This window comes from Erythrobacter sp. S43 (assembly GCF_057364955.1).
Genome location: NZ_CP200285.1, coordinates 784,150 through 804,404 on the forward strand (window position 1 = coordinate 784,150; position 20,255 = coordinate 804,404).

Below are 20,255 nucleotides of genomic sequence, written 5' to 3' on the forward strand. Positions count from 1 at the left end.
TGTCGATTTGAGAGTCAATCAGCAAGCACCTGCCTCAAAGGCGACGGTCGCCGTTCACAATTTGCGCGTAGATCGCTCCATCAATCGCGGTAAATTCACTGCTCGCTGGATCAAGGAACCAGAGCGGCTCGTCGGTCTGTTCCGGATCAAAGCCTTGTTTTACGAGTTCGACCTTACGGAATTTGAAGGTCCCCGTGGTCTCTGCTTCGGGCTGGATGCGAAGGAACAAGGGAACCGCATAGGCAGGGAGCCCTGCGCGAAGATGGTCAGCAAACCTCCGCATGGAAAAATCACGCCCCACCGTCAGCGCCGCCATCCCGGCCCTGCCTTCAAAGCCGGGCACCTCGACGCCGTAAACATTCGCCAATTCAACACCGGGGTATTTAGACATGACATCTGCCACTTCATTGGTGGCGACGTTCTCCCCCTTCCAGCGGAACGTGTCGCCAATCCGGTCAACGAAATAGAGATAATTGTCGGCATCGCGGCGGATTAGATCGCCGGTGCGGAACCACTTATCGCCCTTCTCAAAAACGTCGGTGAGGATTTTGGCCTGTGTCGCCTTCTGGTCATGATAACCGCTAAAGTCCTGTCGACCCACATCAGTGATCTTGCCCAGAACTTCCCCCGGCTCGTCTACATCTGCCCTGATGCAATACCCGTCGGCTCCGCGAATGGGGAGTTCCTCAACCACGTCGAATTTGACCAGTTCCATCCCGATCTTTGCTCCCATCCAAGCGGGCATTTGACCGATTGCGCCAATTTTGCCGTCGAGATTGAGGAAGGTCACATTCCCTTCTGTTGACCCATAAAGCTCGCGCATTGTCGGGACCTGAAACCGCTCGACAAAAGGTCGCCAAACCTCACCGCGAAGCCCATTGCCAAATCCAGCACGAAGCGAATGAGCGGTCTGCTTGGGGTGATCAGGCGCACTTACAAGGTAGCGGCATAGCTCTCCGATATAGACAAACAGGGAAGCATCATTGTCGACAATGTCATCCCAGAATTCAGAAGCGGAAAACTTGCGCTTTAGAATGATTGTCGCACCAATGCTAAGCGCCCCGACCAGCCCCAGGCCACCGCCTGTGATGTGATAAAGCGGCAGCGTGTTGTAGACCCTGTCCTCAGGCTTGATCCGAACGAGCGCCTTGGCGGTCCTACCTGTACCCCTGATCTTCATATGCGTGATCTTGGCCGCTTTGGGCAGGCCGGTAGTGCCAGATGTGTAGATGAAAAGAGCGGTTTCTTTGCCCTTGAGATGCTGCCTGGTGGATCGGTCGGGGCGGATTGCCTTCTGGCCATTGAGCGCCAGCGACAGGTCCTGACCATGCCCCCCATCAAGATCCCATAGGACGGGCTTGCTTTCCAGAGAGGGCAGGCATGCCTTAACTCGCGCCGTCTGTGTGCCGCCAGCAATCACCGCCCTTGCCTCCACAATACCGATGCAATGCGCGAGGCCCTCACCCTCAAGATTTGTGTTAATCAGGGCGGTGGCGACGCCGATTTTGGAGAGACCAAACCAGATCGCCGCAAAGTCAGGGCAGTTTTCCAGATCCAGCGCGACCACATCGCCGGCGCTTAGTTCCTGAGAGATAGCCCAGTTAGCGACACGATTGGCCCGCTCTTCAAACTGCCGATATGTGACTGTCTCGCCTTCAAAGACGATTGCGACCTTATCGGGATAGGCGTCAATCACATCCTCAAAGTCATCGGCAATGGTTCTTGCCTCGTCTGGCTTGAGATCGCTGAACAGGCGAAGCACGCGCAACAGGCGCACACCAAACTTCGCGTCACGCCAAAATGCCCTCAATGGCTTCGCCATTCCTTCTTCTCCTCCGGGATCACAATCATGTCCCGGATTGACCTGATCGACATTATGACACTAATTATGCCATCATATTTGTGCCGGAGCAACTGAGCAAATTCTGATGATGCAGGAAGTGGCGCAGTGGGAGAATGGCATTGGTCAATACAGTACTCAAAGTCTTGGTGGCGCTGCCAGCAGTGCTGTTCATCTTCACAGGGGCTCGTTGGCTGGTCGGACCCAGCGATGTGGCCGCAACTCTGGGTCTTGATTTGAGCGAAGGGCTAGGCCGCTCTTCGCTGATCGGAGACATGGCAGGCTTCTTCCTTACCCTTGGGAGCTGCATGCTTATCGCGCTGATCACGCAAAGGCGTGCCTGGTATTATCCGGCCATGATGCTGCTTGGCATAGCTGCGTTGGGTCGCATCATCGCTTGGCTCATTCACGATGCCAGCTTGGCCGGTCCCCAGATCATGGTTGAGCTGGTCGTGGCGGGCATCTTGCTGGCTGCCTCGCGGCGCCTGCCTCAGGAGTAGTGAGCCAATGATGCGCTCTGCTTTTAGTCGGGTTGTTGGCATCGCCACGCTATGCTTTGGCATTGCGATTGCCGGGACGCTTGGGGGATCATTTCGAGCGGTTGCTGAGGAAGCGCGTTCTGGGCAGCTTTCAGGAAACGCGTCCCGTCCTAATATCGTCTTCATTCTCGCTGACGACCTCGGCTACTCCGATCTGGCTCCATACGGAAGCGAGATAAGCACTCCCAATCTCAGCGCACTTGCCGATCAGGGTTTGGTATTCACCAACTACCACACCGGTCCCAATTGCGCACCTTCGAGGGCAATGCTCCTTACCGGCGTCGACAGTCATCTGGCAGGTGTCCCCAACATCCCAGAGATGATTGCGCCTGAGCAGCGCGCTCATCCCAATTACCAAGGTGTGCTTGGCGATGATGTAGTGACCGTGGCGACCTTGCTCGAGGACGCAGGTTACAACACTTACATGGCTGGCAAGTGGCATCTGGGTATGGAACCGCACAAGCTCCCTAGCCGCCGCGGTTTTCAACGGACCGTCGCCATGATGGATTCAGGCGCGGACAATTGGGAACAGCGCCCTTATCTGCCAATCTACGACCAAGCCAACTGGTTCGCAGATGGAGAGCGCACCACACTTCCCGACAACTTCTATTCCTCGCGTTTTCTGGTCGATAGCATGATCGACTTTATCGATAACGGGTCGAGCGAAGGGGAGCCCTTTTTCGCCTACATCCCCTTCATGGCCGTGCACACGCCCGTGCAGGCTCCGCAGGAATTCATCGACCGTTACATGGGCGTCTACGACACGGGCTGGGACGATCTACGCGAGCAACGGTTAGAACGAGCGGCAGCCTTGGGAATTGTGCCAGCCGACACGCCAATGGTGCGTATGGAATCAACCGACGACTGGGACACCCTGAGCGAAGAGGACAGGCGTTACCAAGCCAAACGCATGGCGGTGTATGCCGGCATGATCGAGGCGATGGACTTTCACATCGGTCGCCTGATCGACCATCTCAAACAAGCCGGGCAATACGAGAACACAATCTTCATTGTAACTTCCGACAATGGCAGTGAGGCCAGCGGGCCCGCTGACCCTCGGGGCTTCCCACAAAGGCTTGGCCCAGCAAATCTCGGCTACAATTTGGATTATGACACTCTGGGACTGAAAGGCAGTTTCAGCACAATTGGTCCGAGTTTTGCCAGCGCGTCTGCAAGCCCCTTAGCCTATTACAAATTCTACGCTGGCGAAGGAGGAATGCGCGTTCCTCTCATCATTGCAGGTGAACCAGTTGATCCACAGCAGAGACTGACGAAGGCCTTCGCGTGGGCGACTGATATCACCCCAACCATTCTGTCGCTGACAGGGGTGCCACAGCCAGCCGAACGCTATGCCGGACGTCCGGTTCTGCCCATCACTGGGCACGACCTTACACCGGTGATCACCGGAGCAGCTGAGCGCGCTTACGGCCCTGATGAATGGGTTGGCTATGAATTGACTAACCACGGTGTGCTCTTTCAGGGCGATTACAAAATGGTCGTGAACCAGCCGCCGGTCGGGGATGGCCAATGGCGCTTGTTCAATATCGTGAGTGACCCCGGCGAAACCGTGGATCTGGCTGCATCGGAGCCGCAGCGGTTCCAGCGAATGCTGGCCAACTATGAACAATACCGCCGTGACAACAAGGTGGTGCCCGTGCCCGAGGGCTACAGCCAGATGCGACAAATTGTCCTCAACGCGCTGCTGCAGAGCAGGGAAACCGTCATCGCATTCATGCTGACACTCCTGCTGCTCGTACCATTCTATGTCGCCTACAAGAGCACCAAGGCAAATAGGGCATTGTAAGTCTCTCGACGCCGATAACCTCCAATATGTGAAGGGAATAACGGCCTAGAAAACAGCCAAAAGATGTCGGTGCGAATTTTTGGTCAACCGAATTGGTCTTAATGGGATCTGATCTCAACAAACGACAGCTTTGAAGTCGTGCACTCCGTACTGCGATCTAGAGGGGCAGAGAATTTGGGACGATCTCCGTCAATCCCATCAGCCTATCTAGCTCTTTCCAGTACGGGCTGGAGGCGCATTGTCGCTAGTTTCTGGAGATTGCAGCTCATCCCGTAATGCGGAGAGCAGCCTCAAGTGGCGGTGGAGGCAGTCCTGCGCGAACTCGTCTCTGTCGGGCAGGACCTACCGCTGCACGCGGCCCGATCCGTCTCCGCTCATCAGTTTTTCAACTTCCGGCACGGTGACGCGGTTGAAGTCACCCATGATCGTGTGTTTCAACGCGCTGGCCGCAACGGCGAACTCCAGACTCTGCTGGCGGTCTTCATAGGCGTTGAGGCCATAGATCAGAGCCGAGGCAAAGCTGTCTCCGCCGCCTACTCGGTCAACAATATCAGTCAGCTCGTATTTGCGGGAAAGCATGAAACCATCATCACGCGTGCGCAGACAGGCCGACCAATTGTTGCGATCCGCTGAGAGACTTTCGCGCAGAGTGATCGCGATCGTGTGCATGTCGGGATAGATATCCAGCACCTTTTGCCCCAGAGCCTCGTATTTCGCTGTGTCGAGCTCCCCGCTTTCGACGTCCACATCGACAGTGATGTCGAGCGATTTCTGGCAGTCTTCCTCGTTCGCGATGCCGACATCGACATACTTCACCAGCTCTCGCATTACCTCTGGTGCCGACTTACCGTATTTCCAAAGCTTGCCGCGGAAGTTGAAGTCGCAAGAAACCGTCAGGCCCGCTTCCTTCGCCGCTTTGACACAGGCCATCGATAGGTCAGCTGCCGACTGGCTGAGCGCAGGGGTGATGCCAGTGATGTGCAGCCACTTCGCGCCAGCAAAGATCGCCGGCCAGTCAAACTCGTCCATTCCCGCGTTGCAGATCGAGGAGTTTGCGCGGTCATAGACAACCTTTGACGGTCGCTGGTTCGAGCCCGTTTCGAGGAAGTAGATCCCCACTCGATCACCAGAACGGCTGATATGCGCGGTGTCGACGCCGAACTTGCGCAGCTCCATGACCGCGTTTTCACCAATATCGTTATCCGGCAGCGCGCTGACGAAGCCTGAATCCAGCCCGTAATTGCTGAGCGCAACCGCAACGTTCGCCTCACCGCCGCCAAAGGTCGCCTCAAATGCAGGCGACTGAAAAAAGCGTTCATGCCCGGGCGTATTCAAACGCAGCATGATTTCACCAAAAGAAAGAAATTCAGCCATGGGGAGGAGCTTTCGTATTCGTATTGTGCCGCCTCAAGAGAAGGCAAGGCCGCCATTGATGTCGAGATTAGCGCCGGTGATGTAGGAAGAATCTTCCGAGGCAAGATAGGCTACAAGGTCAGCAGTTTCTTCAGGTCGCCCTTGACGCTTCAGCGCAGTCGCATTGGCAACATTTTCACGGGCTGCATCGGGAGTGAACTTGTCGTGGAACGCGGTAGCGATCATGCCCGGGCACAGCGCGTTCACACGAATGCCCTTGGGACCAAGCTCTTTGGCGAGTCCGCGCGTCATTGTCATAACGGCACCTTTAGAGGTGGCATAAGCAATCGCTCCGCCGCCGCCGCCATCACGGCCTGCGAGGCTGGCGAGGTTCACAATTGCCGCGCCCTCTTTCATGTGCGGGACCGCCGCCTTGCAGGCAAGGAAGGTGGACGTCGCGTTCAGTTGCATGACAAAATTGAAGAATTCTTCGTCCATTTCTTCAAGCGTTTTGCGCGCAACCAGACCGCCGGCATTGTTCACCAAGACATGGATTTCATCGCCGAATGCTTCGGTGGTGGCTGCGATCAAGGCGTCAACTTCGGCGGGCTTAGTTACGTCTGCCTTCACCTTGATGGCCTTACCGCCGGAGGATTGGACCGCCGCAACAGTCGCATCGGCGTCGGCTTCGTTGCTGTTGTAATTAACAACAACGCTCGCGCCTTCGCTTGCGAGTTTGACGCACACAGCGCGGCCGATGTCTCGGCTTCCACCGGTAACAACCGCCACCTTACCTGCAAATTTCATTTGTTCTTCCCCTTAGGTGTAAGCGCGGCCAGCGGCCGATTTGGGTTTCAATGGTTCGATTTTCGGGATGAGAAGCCAAACGCTTGCGACCGCCAGCACCGCCAAAGCAGCGCCAATCGCAAATGCTGGCATGTAGCTATTCTCGACCATCGGTGACAGGAACGTCAGTCCAAGGCTTTCCCGCATTTCATTAAACTTCTCGGCTTCGGTCAGTCGCGGTACGAGCCAGACAAGACCCGCCGCTGCCAATTTGGCAGCAGTCCCAGCGTAACCTGCTAGCGAGCCAACGGCCTTCTTGCTGTAGAGGTCGCTCGGCAGTGTTTGGACGTTGCCGATCGATGTCTGAAAGCCGAACAAGATCACGGCCATTACGAGCACCGCCAACGTCGGGGTCGATGCGACCGACATGGAGAAAAGTGCAGGGAGCATGATCAGCGCACCGAGCGTAATGACCATTTTTCGGGTCTTGTTCACTGACCATCCAGAGTTCAGCCGGTTCTGCGCCAGTAGCCCTCCGAACCAAGCCCCCAACATTGCGCCGACGTACGGAACCCAGCCGTAGAGACCGATATCGGCCACATCGAAACCAAATGTGTCGATCAAGTAGATGGGGATCCAGAATACAAACAGCCACCAGATGGGGTCGATGAACATCGCGGGCAGGATCGCACCCCATGTTTCCTTGCGCCCGAGCATTTCTCCGGTCGAAGGATTGTAGTCGTTCTCTTCCTCTTCAGACCCGGCGCTTCGCTGACCGGAAAGGATGAAGTTGCGCTCTTCCTCCGAAATCCATGGGTGCGTTTCAGGCTTGGATTTATAGACTATCAGCCAAGGGATCAGCCACAGCAGCCCGACTATGCCGATGACGATGAAGATCGCTTTCCATCCCATAAATACCGCAAGCAGCGCCAGCAGTGGCGGTGACACAATGCCACCGATAGCCGCGCCGGAGTTGAAAATGCCCTGAGCCAAAGCGCGTTCGTTGATCGGAAACCACTCGGCATTTGCCTTGGCAGCCCCTGGCCAGTTTCCGGCCTCGGCAACACCCAAAATACCTCTGAAAAGAGCGAAGGAACCGACGCCCGCTGCGAATGCATGCAGCGCGGTTGCAATCGACCACACGCTTATCGAGAGGACAAAGCCGACGCGAGTACCGATCCAGTCAAAGATCTTCCCGAAGAGGCCTTGGCCGAAGGCGTAGGCCAGAACAAAGACTGTGCCGATGTTGGCGTAGTCTTGGTTGGTGAAGCCAAACTCTTCCTTGATGTCAGGCCAAAGGACACCAAGAGCGCCGCGATCAATATAGTTGATGATCGTTGCGAGAGCGACGAGGCCGACGACCCAGAAGCGAAGATTACCTCTGGTCATGGTCAAGCCTCCTCACCAAGAAAGTCTTCGCGCAGAGGGCTGAATGTGTCGATCAGCACACCTGCCTCAAGACACACCGCTCCATGATCGAGATGCGGCGCGATGTAGAAGCTGTCGCCGGTGTTCAGGACTTGCTTCTGACCGTCGATAAAGACTTCAAATGACCCGCTTTCGACATAGGTTGACTGGCTGTGGCGGTGAGCATGCACTTGCCCCACAGCGCCTTTTTCGAACCAAACACGCACGATCATAATTTCCGGGCCATACCCTAGGATCTGACGTGTAATGCCGTCACCCAAGTTTTCTTTGGGTGTTTCCTTTGCGACCACAAAGGGCGGGCTTTCTGCTTTTGCTAGCGTTGCCATTACTCTCTCTCCCGTGCGGCGAGTTCGACCACCGCTGCAAATCCGTTCCACGCAAAGGTGACATTGCCATCATTGATTTCGTGCTGCTTCTCGGCGTCGGGATCATGTGAAACCGCAATCGCGAAGCGCTCGCCTGATTTCAGGGCAAGGTGGACCAAATCATACCGACCGATGCGCTTGTGACTGAGGTCCGCAACCCGGCTGCGGCTAGCGACCGTTTGCTCCGCAGCGCCATCATATTTGCCATGTGCTTCTAGCAAGCTGGCGAAATGAGCGTCGCCGTCTTTGGCGGCCCGTAGAATAATCAATGGTTGGCGGCGCAGGTTAAAGCTTGGATCCGAGGCACCACTTTCGCCAAGGATCACATCTAGGGGACCGTTTCCAGCAAACCGATAGGTGTAAAAGCGACCATCTAGAATAGTCGTAAGTGCGCCCTTTCCGTCAGATTCGGTGGCAACCGCATCAACCCAGATATGTTGGTAGCCATTGTCGGATCCCAAGACCGGGCGAGCCGCAGTGTTTACCTCGGCTGCAAGGTCATGCTCCATGATATGTCCGCTGTAATGCAATGGCAGATCATATTGATGCTTCGCCTCACTTTGAGCGTGGACCAGATCAAGGACCAACGGGGCCTCTAATCCCTCAATGGAGGGCATGATCAAAGTGCGGGTGATGATCACGCCTGGATAGGCACTATCAATCCGGGCACTCGTCACTTGCAGGCCTTTGGCGTCGGAAAAGTAAAGCTGCTCAGGCCAATTTGAGCTGGCCACTTTAACAGCGCCGTCAAAGTGGCTCTTCTCATCAACAACTAGGGTATTGTGCGCGATTGAGGACTTCGCCCAGGTCTCGTTCTCGGGAAGATAGCGACCGCCCTCTTTCGCCTCGATATTGAGGAAGCGTGCCGCACCATAATCGCGCACAATCTCGTTGTCATTGTCGTAGAGTTGCCAAGCAAGCTTATCGAAATGGCCATGCCCCATCCCCTGTGAGGAGTTCTTCGCAATCAGCGCTGTGCTGGGCTCACCGTGCGGATTTTCCGGACCTTGGCGAAGAACTGCAACGGCGCCTTCATCGCCCTCCGGGCCATCACTCAACAGAAGGGAACGGAACGGAAAGCCTTTAGCTTTTCCGTCGGCCAGATCGCGCGCGAGCATCATCCCGTTTTCGCTCAGCACAGTCCGGCCCTGAAACTGCGCTACTGACAGCAGTGAGGGGTCACGGGTCTGGGCATAGGCGATAGCGATCCCGTCATAGAGCTCTGCAGTGCGCAGGCTTTTATCCCGGATCGCATCGTTGAACGGGAAGAAATACCCGCGATAGCTCAGCTGAACCGTGGTCCGCAGCGCTTTGAGCAGGATGCCGTCGCGGTGCTCGAAGATTTTGCGAGCCGGATCGTTGCGCTCGATTGCGTCGGCAAAAACCATAAACGGCAGAAGCGCAAAACGCTGATAATACGGACCTTCGGTGTAGTATCCGTCTGGCGAAAACAGCAGCTCGGTCTGGCGGATGAAGCCGGTCTTGCCGTCCTTGTCCGAGCCCAGCAGAGCCCGATCGACCATGTCCTGATCGCCCAGCAAATACCCGGTCATCCCTACACCAGCCGTCGCCCAAGTGGCGTGGTTGTGAATTCGATTGAAGGTCCGCTTGGAATAGACTGAAAGGAAGTCTGCTGCCGGGCGAAAGACGTTGTCGTCAATTCGCTGGCGCTGCTCTGCGCTCAAAGTGTCGCGGATATCGCCATAGCCCTGCACCGTGTGCACCAGCCACATCGCATCGTTCAAGACCTGCCAGAACAACCGGCCGACATTCTGGTTTGCTTTGGCCGGATGATCGCCCAACCGCGGATACATATCCGCATATTCAAGCAACATGTCGCGCACGTAATTGCGGTACTTCTCGTCACCGGTGACGCGGTACAACTGCCCGCCGAGATAGATCGCTTTGTAATTCCGTTTGTGCTGTTCGTGCGTGTATCCGCCGCCCGGATCCTTTGGCTGGGGCACGACCAGTCCTTCGGCCATCATCCTATCGACGAACACAGTGGCCCGGCCAAGCTCATCAGCATAGAGGGCCGGCAAATCGGTCGGGGCAGCTGCGTTCGAAGCCGCCCCGACCGTCTGGGGTGCAGCCACGAGAGCACCTGGAGAGCAAGCACTGCCCGCTAATGCGGCTGCGAGGAAAGCAATCCGGATCATTGGCAAGGGTCTTCGCCAAAGGTGTTGCCGGAGCGAATGGCTCGGTGGTCGCCATTGAAGTTCAACTCTTCGAGTCTTAGCGCGGGGGTATCCTCAAACTGGTTGTCCAAAATCTCGGTTGCGGGTGTTCCAACTGTGTGGACTACGCGCACGGGCGCAGAGCCGGAGACCCTATTGCGAGCAACATTGGCGATCTGCACGCCATGCAAGTTTATCGATGCGCCAGAGCCATTGGTCGCAGCGAGACCCACCTTGGAAAGCGCATTGCCGCTAATGCGAACGTTTGGCCCAAATGTGCTTTCATCGCGTCCCCCGCGGTAAATGTCCGCGATTGGCCCGCCGATATTGGTGAAGGTGCTATCGACAATGTCGAGGTACTCCACATTGTACTGGCCAAAGTCTTCGGATTCAGCCGCCGCAGAGATCACTGACCCGGTTATGTCTTCGAACCGACTATTCCGGATAGATACGCGGTCTGCGAGCGTGCTTTTGCCAAGGGTCAGCACATTGAACGACTTGTTGACGACGAGCCCCCTTACAGTGACGCTGTCCATTTCGATCTGCATGTTTGACTTGATTGGAAACGTCGTGGTCCGGATTGCTGAGTTGCCAACTGAGTCCGGTGCAAGCGCACCATCAATCGTAACATTTGCCAACTGCAGATTACCGCCGTCGCGCAGCTCGATCAGAGTTGGCCGAGTAAACAGAATGCTGGGCTGAGTTTGTCCCTGCTCAAATGCACCACGAATGGTGAGCGCTTTATCAAGTGGAATTGCGCGATTGACGATGTATTCGCCAGACGAAAGCAGCAGCACATCGCCTCGCCCTGCCGCTAACGCTGCTTCAACGAGCGTGTCTTCGCCCGGCGAAACTGTGATCACTTTGCCTGAAGAACCGAACAGCTGCCCGTCACCAGGTTTGGCATACCAGGTGACACCAACCTGTTCCAAAGAAACGGGTTCGAGATCTCGGGGGGCGCCCACTGATTGGTGTGAGCCTTCAACGGGATAGAGGAGTCCGTTTTCCGCACGTGCGAGCTGAAGGCCGCGCCGTTCGAGCTTGTCAGTCAGTACGGGCTGCACCTCACCCTGGCCCACTATATTCGACGAGAACTGGATGCCGGAGATATCGTCATAGGCCTCAAGGAAAGACTCGCCCTCTAGGCCACCCAGCAGATTTCGAGCGAAGGATGTGTCGCTTGGAGCGGCTGACCGCTCCTCATCAGCTCCGACGTTAAAGGCAACACGGCGACTGTCGACGATGGTGTTGTTTTCAATTCTGGCGCCTTCAACCTCAACATAGCGATTGACCGGCGAATTCGGCACACCATTCATTACAGCAAGGGCGCTCGAAAATGCTATTCCGCGCAATCCTTCCATGTAGTTCTCACGCACGATCTGACCGCGATTGATCACTCGGATACCGCCCGTGTAGTCCTTGCCATCACCCAGGAAGACATTGCGCTCAACGACATTGTCGTCACCGTGGCGCAATGTCAGCGTTCCACGGGATTTCAGGAAGACGTTCCCGCGAAATACATTGCCGCCGGACTTGGATGAAATAATCTCGACTTCACCATCAGCACGGTCAAAGACATTGTTCTCAACAATCGTTTCGGAGCGGTGCATAGAGTAGCGGCTAGTACCGATCCGAAGTGTCTCGCCTCCGTTCGACCCAAGAACCGGACGCGGCCCGAAATAGTTGTGATCTATGCGGTGCGCGTTTTGACGGCTTTCTTCGCTGTCCAGGCGCACGGCCAATGTCACGCCTTTGTTGGTCTTGCCGACCATATGGTTGTGATCAAACCGGTTGTTCTTGCCGTATATGCCGACCCAGTAATCACTTTCGTAGCGATCGGGCTTGCTGAAATTATCGATCACCATCTCGGTGACACGCACATTCTTGGCCAAATCCTGCTTGGTACGGCGAAACGCAATCACTTCGCCCCGTGGGCTATAGCCGTCTTTGAAAACGAGCCCCGAAACCAAGATGTGCTCACCACCAATCCTGAGGCTGGATTGTCCGGTCAGGAATACCTTGCCCGCCTCTTCCGATCTAACAGTGATGAGGTTGTCTGGTGTGCCGCTACCCGTCACGACCAACTCAAAGTCGCGCCATTCACCATTAGCAAGGATTATGGTGTCACCCGCTTCGACAGTCTTCAGAGCCGCGGAATACTCGCCCTGGGTGCGGACAAGATAATCCTCCGCCAGCGCCGGAACCGCGCCCAGCGAGCACATCCCAACAACAAGGCTAAGCCTTGTGAGCATTCCAATAATCCCCTCGTCCCATTCTCTCGAGTCGGACTATACGAGGGCGCGATTGATTGTCAATCAATCTGGCATATTAATTGGTATGGTTTGGTATGAAACAAGTATCTATCCAATTTTGGCGGCCGCAGTGAAACGCTTGCGGCTTTGTGAGACCTTCTCTTGCACTTCTTCGAGCGCCATTCGCTCGGTGGCGTCCAGCATAGCTTCGATCAATCGCTGGAAGTGTTCGCGCATCGCATTGCGCGCTGCGGCCGGGTCACGATCCCGCAATGCGACGAATATCGCTTCATGCTCTGCCGTTCGGGATTCTGCATCGTGAATGCAAACCGCCTCGTAAGTTGCCTTCACCTCGGGCAAGTCCTCACGCATACGCCAGAGCGTTTTCATCGTATGCTCCATCGCTGCATTGTGAGATGCCTCAGCGATAGTACGATGGAACTGTTCGTCCGCCTCGTTGGCGGCCTCTTCATCTCCGGTCCGCATTTGCTCAATAAGCTGCTCAAGCCGAGCAATATTCTCGTCAGTGATGTGATGAGCAGCCAGAGCAGCGGTTTCAGATTCAACCAGCAAACGCGCTTCCGTCACCTCGAACGCACTGGCAGTTGGCAAACTGCCCTGATTGTCTGGCTGGATTTCACTGACATAAACTCCCGATCCAGTCTTGATCTCAAGCCTGCCAACAGCCTGTAGCGCAATCTCTGCCTCCCGGATCGTCACCCGGCTGACCCCCAATCGTTCGGCAAGCTCCCTCTCTCCAGGCAACCGCGTGCCAGGAGGGAATGCGCCCTCATCGATCAAGTCCGCAATCTGCTCCGCTACTGATTGGAAAAGTCGCTTACCGGTCATGTCATGCCTTTTGCCAGTTGTGGCCTACCACTTCGTCTTAGTTACTCCTTAAGAGCGCTGCCTCCACCAGTCAAAATGATGTGCTGCCGCCGCAAGCCCCCACGTGCGGCGACAGCATCGCCTGGGTCAGAACTTGACCCGTGCGCCAACAAAGTAACGCGGCCCGTAAACTTGGATTGCACCGAAGTCGTCAGGTGCGCCGCGGTAGTTCAGACGTGGCTCGTTGAAGAGGTTGATCCCCTCCGCCGTTATGCGGACATTGTCATTCAACGTGAACGAGATACGCGCTTCGAAAACACCTACATCGTCTACATAGCGAACACGGCCCGGGGTCGAAACGAACTGCTGGAAGTAGTTGCTACGATACTTGTAGACACCTTGGAAATCGAACGGTCCAATTTCGTAGTAGGCCTGCGCAGACAGCACATGCTCAGAGAAGCCGAACAAGTTCGAAGGTACGATCAGGCCACTACTGGTTGTGCGCGTTCCATCAGCTGCGACCGTTGTAATAGCCCCGAGCGAGTCATCCTCAAACTCGAAGTCCGAGTCCGCATAGTTGTAGCTCAGCTTGAAGCCCAGCCCATCCAGAGGCGCTGGAAGATAGCTAAACCGGTGCGCCGCGGTGATTTCGACGCCGTAGATTGTGCTGGTTTCGTCCGTGGTTTGGACGGTTAGAACCGGCAAGTCGATCGGGCCGCCACCAATGTCGAATGTTTCCGTAATTGCGGCCGTTTCAAAACCGCCATTAAAGCTCTTGTAGTAGGCGTTAAAGGCAAGGATGGTGTCCTCATTCGGATACCATTCCAGACCCGCATCGATGTTCCACGAAAGCAGCGGATTTGTGGCCGGGTTCCCGGTCGCATTCACGCTATCAACGCCGCCCGCGAGTGCGAGTTCAGCCGAAGTGAATTCATCATTGTTTGTGTTGAAGGTGCGGCCATTGCCGAGGTCAGACGGATCTGGGCGTGACAGAGAACGATACACTGCAAAACGCCCCAGAAGCTCCGGATTGAACTCAGCGACCACATTCAGGCTCGGCAGAAACTCGGTATATGAGCCCTTGGTCACGTTGCTAACTAGAGTGGAAGTGTCCTGCACCAGAACGAACTCGTCGGCAGAGTTCGGATCATTGGGGTCCGCTGCAGTGAAAACAACGTCAAGGGCTGAACGGAAACCTGTCGATCTGATGTTGGTGCCAACAACGCGAACGCCGATGTTGCCGCGAACAGGCGTGCTTCCAAGATCAGCATCAAAATTCGCCTGGACATAGGCAGCCCAAGTGTCTTCCTGAACGTCCGTGTTGTCGATCGAGTCGAAGTCGCCGATCGGGAATATCGGACGGCCGTCTTCGTCAAACGACAGACCTGAGGGATCCTCTCGCTCCAGAACCCGCGCAATGCAAAGCGCGTCAAAGGTCGCGTATGAATTCGACGTACCCAGAACGTTGCCATTCGAATCCACGTTCGTGATCAGCGGGTTGCCACCAGATACCGAAGAAAGGAAACCGGATTCAGCAAAGTTTGTACGACATTCACGGTTGGCCGCCTGTAGGGCGCCCGAACCATCTGTATCGTTATAAGTGTTCTCAAACCGGCTCAGGCCGCGCTGTGCACCAGGAACATCGCGATAAATCAGCTCTTGATACCGCGCACCGGCAAGCACGTTGGTAAAGAAGCCACCAAGTTCGTAGTCCACATCACCACGAACGGCCCATACGCTGTTAAAACGATCTTGCTCTAGATCGGCTCGAAGACGGGGATCGTTGGCAAACAAATCGTGGTTGGTCACATCAAAGTTCTGTGTGACAAAGTTGAGCGCCTCTGACCCGTTCTGCTGGATCAAAACAGCCGTTTCAACGCGGTCATTGGTCGAGCTGCCATCGCTTTCAAATGCATTGGGCCACACGGCCGCGCCTGTGATGTCTTCATTATCTTCGGTACGGAACCGAATTTGCACCGCTTCCTCAATACGCTGGGTCTGCGAATATGAAGCATCAAGAGAGATTCTCAGGCGATCGGTGACTTGCGCATCAAGCGAAAGGCCGCCACCGTAATACTCCTCGTCACGCTCAAGATATTCACTGACAGCCTCGATACGCTGCTCACCGGTGAATTGACGCAGAGCCCCAGTCTCCGTGAAGAGAAGCGGGAATCCGGGGATCGCGTTGGCATCACCAGGGCCATCAATCCGGCGACCTTCTGCGAAGTTCAAATCACTGCGTTGTTCCGCAAACAGACGCTTAGAATATTGGAAGTCTGCATTGATATCGACATCCGGCGTTGGCTTGTACTGGATCGCAGCAAACACCGCATCACGTGTATCTTCGGTGATGTTCTGGCGGAACGAGTAGCTATTACGCGCAATCACAAAGGGTAGATTGACGCTGCCATCGCGGAGTCCGGCAATAGTGCTGCTGCTTGTGTCGCAGTTACCATCGTCAAACACACCATCGCTGGTTGTGCTTGGATCAAGCACGCACGCGCGGATTGTATTTGAGACATTTGCCTCTTGCTCTGGGTTGGTCGTGTTGTTGCGCTGATAACCGATTGAGATACCAAACTGGCCATCACCAACATCAAACTGATCGACATAGCTAATGGTGCCGCGATAGCCGATATCCTGAAAACGCTGCGCCTCGTCGAGATCAAGGTTATCGGGATTGATGGCAGCCTTCAGCTCGCCTTGAACACGGCGCTTGCCATAATCGACAGGGCGAACAGTCTCGAGCACGATCTGCCCAGCCACACCACCTTCAATATAGCTGGCAGCCTGCGTTTTGTAGATACCAACCTTTTGGAATAGCTCGGAAGGGAACTGGCTGAAATTGACCGACCGGTCGCCACTGCCGTTTGTTGCAACCCGGCCATTGATCACGGTCGAACTAAGGAAAGGACCAAGCCCGCGGATCGAAATCTCGGTGGCACCACCTTGCTCACGGTGAGACGCAGCACCAGTCAATGTTTCAAGCGCTTCACCAATCGACAGAGCGGGAATGTCCCCCAGCTCTTCCGCTGACAACGCATCGAATACCTCGACCGAGTTTCGCTTCTCGTCGATCGAATTCTGGATGGTTCCACGGAAACCAGTGACGATGATCTCGTCACCTTCGCCTTCAGCAACCTGTGCACCTTCATTGCTTTCGTCAGCCGCATCCTGTGCGGCAAGTGGCGCTGAGATAAGCGCGGCACCGGCCAGAAGCGATGCCGAAAACGAAATGCGTGAAAGTGCGCCGGCGCGCACGCCCCCTGAAGTCATAGTTCCCTCCCAAGAATCTGTATTGGCTGAACGTGAATAGCGCCAACCCAGTTGTCAACCTTCTTTGCATGCCAATACCAATTTTTCGATCATACCAATTTGAAATCAGCAATCGCCACCCTGGGCGGAATGGCCGAAAATCACGAGGAGCAACCCCGCTTCTAGAGGAGGATTCAAGAAGAGCGCTGCCCAAAAGCACATGCCATTCACCAATGGATCGCCCACAGATTCGGTGCGGATTTGCCACAGGTCGGAACCACAGACGAAGCAAAGAGAGCGCCTATCCACATCGAGATTCACTTCTATAGTGTTGTAATATATTCGGTTTATCTATTGGTATGCATTTATGGCGCTTCTTGGCTGCAAATTTGGTTGACTCTTTCTCTAAGCCAAATACCTTTTGCGCCATCAACCAAACAATTGGTGATGGGAGAGAGAAATGGGTTATCGGTCCGGGGGCGGAAGCTCGTCCGCAAAACATTCACGTCTTTACGCCGCGCTACTGACAGGCTCCGCTTTGGCTATGGTGCCCAGCGCCGCCTTTGCGCAAGATGCCGATAATGAAGAGGCAGTCTCCGAAGGCGAAGGCAACCAGATCATCGTCACTGGCATCCGCTCTTCATTGCAAAGCGCGCTGCAAGAGCAACGTAATGCCGATAGTCTAATTGAGGTTATTCAGGCGGAAGACATCGGTAAACTGCCTGACCAGAACCTCGCAGAAGTTCTTGAGAACGTTACGGGCGTGCAGATTACACGTACGGCTGGCGTTGGTACGGGCGTCCAAATCCGCGGTACCAATGACAACCAGGTACTCATCAATGGTGTGAAGACCGTCTCTGCGGGCACAGGACGTGGTGGCATCAGCTTTGAAGACATCAACCCAGCAATCATCGGCTCGGTAGAGGTTATCAAAGCGCCGACCGCATCGACCATCGAAGGATCGGTCGGCGGTACCGTGAACCTGCGGACAATCCGTCCTCTGGACATCACCGATCGCATTCTGTCGTTCCGTGCCCAGGGTGAATATAGCGAGCTGTCAGAAAGCGTGACGCCTCGTATCTCCGGCAGCTTTGGCGATGTCTGGGAAACAGGCGCGGGTGAAATCGGTCTGGTCATCAGCGCGAGCTACACAGAGCAGGAAGCCACATCGTTCCGCCCCCGTGTTGACCGCGACAACCCGATCCTCGCTGGTCAAGCGGTTACCGCGACCGGTGCAGCTGGCCCGGATTTTCCATTCTTGAACATCCAGTTCTTGAACCAGGAACGCGAGAACTTCGAATACGACACGATCAACCTCGCCGGATCACTCGAGTGGGCACCCAGCGATAATCTGATGTTCTTCTTTGACATGATCTACAACGATCAAGAACGTCGCCAGGATAGCTCGCGTATTCAGGGTTCTGGTGTCAGTGCAGTGGACACCGTCAATGTGCCTGACACGTTCGAGACGATTAACTTCGGTTCATTGGACGGCCTTGCCTTGGGCAGCATTCAGGCGGCTCTCACCGGTACAATCCAGCCGAACCTGGCACGCGATGATGACGATCCCAACTTGCGTTTTTCCAGCGATACGGGCGCGCGCCTAACCACGAGTGAGCTTTACCGTCTTGGAACTGAGTTTGAGACCGGTCGCCTAACCACTCGCGTGGAACTTGCCCGTTCGGTTTCGGATACGTCGAACCCGAACCTCAGCACGACACTGAACTTTATCAACCCGAACCCGCTGACGCCGCTTGATGGCTCAAGCAATGATAACAGCGTGCCGTTCATCTATGACCTTTCAGGCGGCGCCCTAACGTTTGGCATCGACTTCGCGTCACCTTTTGCGCCGACTGTTGCGGACCTGCTGAACCCGGCAAACACGGTGCTGGATGCAGTCACAAACAGCAACAACACCACGGAAAACAAAGAAGATGCATTCCGGATCGACACCTCGCTTGATCTGGATGGACTGACCAGCTTCTTGACGTCGCTTGATCTGGGATATCGCTACAACGACAGCTCGACCGAGTTTAATCAGCTGCGTTCTACCTTCGGAACCGGGGCGATTGCCAATAGCCCGAGCGGTTCAGCTCTCAGCGGTTTGATTGTACCTGGCCCTGACAACTTTGGTGCATTCGATGGCCGCGAGCTTGCCTTCCGCAACTTCGTGGTAATCGATCCCAATCAAGCATTCTCGAACCGCGACGCTGTGTTCGCTCAGCTGCAGGCGGCTCTAGACGCAACTCCAGGCGGCCAGGCGGCAATCGCTAATGGTGGCCGTCTACTCGCCGATCTTGACCCAACTGCAACTGGCAATCTCGGCGCATCCTTCCGTGTGGAAGAGCAAACTCACGCTGTTTATGGACAGTTGAATTTCGAAACAGGTCCAGTTCGCGGCAATATTGGTTTCCGTTGGGTTGACACAAGTATCGACTCATTCGGCAACGCGATCGCCAACGGAGTTGCATCACCGATCACATCAAGCGGCAACTACTCGGAGTTCATGCCCCGAGTGAACTTTATCGCTGACCTGGCCGACGATCTGATCTTCCGAGCAAGTTACACCGAAGACATCAACCGACCGGACTTCAACGATCTTTCGCTTTCAGTGACGTTCCCAACAGGTCCGAACAACGCGGTGGCTTTGGGTAATGCGAACCTCGCTCCGGAAACGGTGCAGTCATATGATGCTTCGCTTGCATGGTACTTTGCACCGTCTTCGCTGATCAGCATCGGCTTCTTCCATAAGGATCGGACGAACCTTTTCGTGACGCAGGTTGAAGATGCAGTTGAGGATGCCAACGGCTTCCGTGATATCACCGACCCATGTGAGGGCGGCGGCATCTTCAACCCGGTTCCGGATCGCAACGTCCTTTCGAACGTACCGGGCAACGGTCTCTGTGTTCCGCTGCAAACGATCATCAACGACAATGCGGTGACGACTCAGACCGGCATCGAGATCGCGTTCCAATACGATCTGGGTCAGTTCGAGGACACCCTTGGATTTGCTTCGGGCTTCGGCATCATTGCCAACTATACCTATCAAGATTTTGGCGGTGGCGAAGCAACCAACACGAACTCGGGTCGCGGCGAAGATATCTTCCAAGCGATCAATCCAGGCATCGCAACTCCAGTCCAAGCTGTGCAGGGTCTGCTGGACTTCTCGCAAAACGCATACAACGTCACGCTTTACTACGAAAAGTACGGTCTTTCGGCCCGTGCTCGCTATACTTGGCGTGATGCCTTCCGCACCCTTGACACAGCTGCTGGCGCCTCGCTCAACTCGACGCTCGGCTTCCCTGTCACAACTGCAGCGCGAGGCCAGCTTAACGGCAGTATCGTTTACGATGTGAACGACTTCCTCAGCTTCGGCGTCGAAGGGGTAAATCTGACGAAATCGAAGATCGAACAGTTCTGTGTGAACGACGGGGCACTCCTGTGCTTCCAGGGGCTGCCGGATCGTCGCATTACTTTTGGCACCACGTTGCGATTCTAATTCTCCTCCCCGGAGATGCAGATTGTGGTCCAAGAAGACGCTCCGCTTCGGCGGGGCGTCTTTTTCGTTCAGGGTTTGTTGAAGCGAAGCAGCGCAAAGATTGGAACTAACATGAGTCCACTAAGATCA

The 20,255-nt window shown here is 55.4% G+C and carries 12 protein-coding genes; 3 read left to right on the top strand and 9 right to left on the bottom strand.

What is annotated here, in order from left to right; translation table 11 throughout:
• Window positions 1-34: 34 nt before the first annotated feature.
• Window positions 35-1,822: a long-chain-acyl-CoA synthetase gene (locus tag AC0V6K_RS03835; protein WP_472624961.1), complete on the bottom strand. Its 1,788-nt coding sequence runs from the start codon at window positions 1,820-1,822 to the stop codon at window positions 35-37.
• Between the two features lie 140 nt (window positions 1,823-1,962).
• Between AC0V6K_RS03835 and AC0V6K_RS03840 the strand changes: the two genes are divergently transcribed.
• Together AC0V6K_RS03840 and AC0V6K_RS03845 are read left to right on the top strand one after the other, a co-directional pair.
• Window positions 1,963-2,340 (top strand): hypothetical protein, encoded by a 378-nt coding sequence (locus tag AC0V6K_RS03840; RefSeq protein WP_472624963.1) that lies wholly within the window; start codon window positions 1,963-1,965, stop codon window positions 2,338-2,340.
• Window positions 2,341-2,347: 7 nt separating this feature from the next.
• Window positions 2,348-4,183 carry an arylsulfatase gene (locus tag AC0V6K_RS03845; protein ID WP_472624965.1) on the top strand — a complete coding sequence of 612 codons (1,836 nt, stop codon included), beginning with the start codon at window positions 2,348-2,350 and terminating at the stop codon, window positions 4,181-4,183.
• A gap of 342 nt (window positions 4,184-4,525) precedes the next feature.
• Here AC0V6K_RS03845 and AC0V6K_RS03850 read toward each other — a convergent pair whose 3' ends face one another.
• From AC0V6K_RS03850 to AC0V6K_RS03885, 8 genes are all read right to left on the bottom strand, one after another.
• Entirely contained in the window at window positions 4,526-5,557 is a 1,032-nt protein-coding gene (locus tag AC0V6K_RS03850; protein WP_472624967.1) for a PfkB family carbohydrate kinase, read from the bottom strand.
• Between the two features lie 33 nt (window positions 5,558-5,590).
• The gene (locus tag AC0V6K_RS03855) at window positions 5,591-6,343 is read right to left on the bottom strand and encodes an SDR family NAD(P)-dependent oxidoreductase (protein WP_472624969.1); all 753 of its coding nucleotides are present in this window, start codon (window positions 6,341-6,343) and stop codon (window positions 5,591-5,593) included.
• A 12-nt stretch (window positions 6,344-6,355) separates the two neighbouring features.
• Window positions 6,356-7,711: an MFS transporter gene (locus tag AC0V6K_RS03860; RefSeq protein WP_472624971.1), complete on the bottom strand. Its 1,356-nt coding sequence runs from the start codon at window positions 7,709-7,711 to the stop codon at window positions 6,356-6,358.
• A gap of 2 nt (window positions 7,712-7,713) precedes the next feature.
• Entirely contained in the window at window positions 7,714-8,076 is a 363-nt protein-coding gene (locus AC0V6K_RS03865; protein WP_472624973.1) for a cupin domain-containing protein, read from the bottom strand.
• A complete protein-coding gene (locus tag AC0V6K_RS03870; RefSeq protein ID WP_472624975.1) occupies window positions 8,076-10,274 on the bottom strand; it encodes an alginate lyase family protein in 2,199 nt (732 codons plus the stop codon). The genes AC0V6K_RS03865 and AC0V6K_RS03870 overlap by 1 nt, the downstream gene beginning before the upstream one ends.
• Window positions 10,271-12,544 carry a polysaccharide lyase 6 family protein gene (locus AC0V6K_RS03875; RefSeq protein ID WP_472624977.1) on the bottom strand — a complete coding sequence of 758 codons (2,274 nt, stop codon included), beginning with the start codon at window positions 12,542-12,544 and terminating at the stop codon, window positions 10,271-10,273. The genes AC0V6K_RS03870 and AC0V6K_RS03875 overlap by 4 nt, the downstream gene beginning before the upstream one ends.
• A 108-nt stretch (window positions 12,545-12,652) precedes the next feature.
• Window positions 12,653-13,393, bottom strand: coding sequence for a FadR/GntR family transcriptional regulator (locus AC0V6K_RS03880; protein ID WP_472624979.1), 741 nt, complete (start codon window positions 13,391-13,393; stop codon window positions 12,653-12,655).
• A gap of 126 nt (window positions 13,394-13,519) precedes the next feature.
• Window positions 13,520-16,648: a TonB-dependent receptor gene (locus tag AC0V6K_RS03885; RefSeq protein ID WP_472624981.1), complete on the bottom strand. Its 3,129-nt coding sequence runs from the start codon at window positions 16,646-16,648 to the stop codon at window positions 13,520-13,522.
• A gap of 439 nt (window positions 16,649-17,087) precedes the next feature.
• On the opposite strand from AC0V6K_RS03885, the gene AC0V6K_RS03890 reads away from it, so the two are divergent.
• On the top strand, window positions 17,088-20,126 hold the full coding sequence (locus tag AC0V6K_RS03890) for a TonB-dependent receptor (RefSeq protein ID WP_472624983.1): 3,039 nt from the start codon (window positions 17,088-17,090) through the stop codon (window positions 20,124-20,126).
• Window positions 20,127-20,255: the final 129 nt, after the last annotated feature.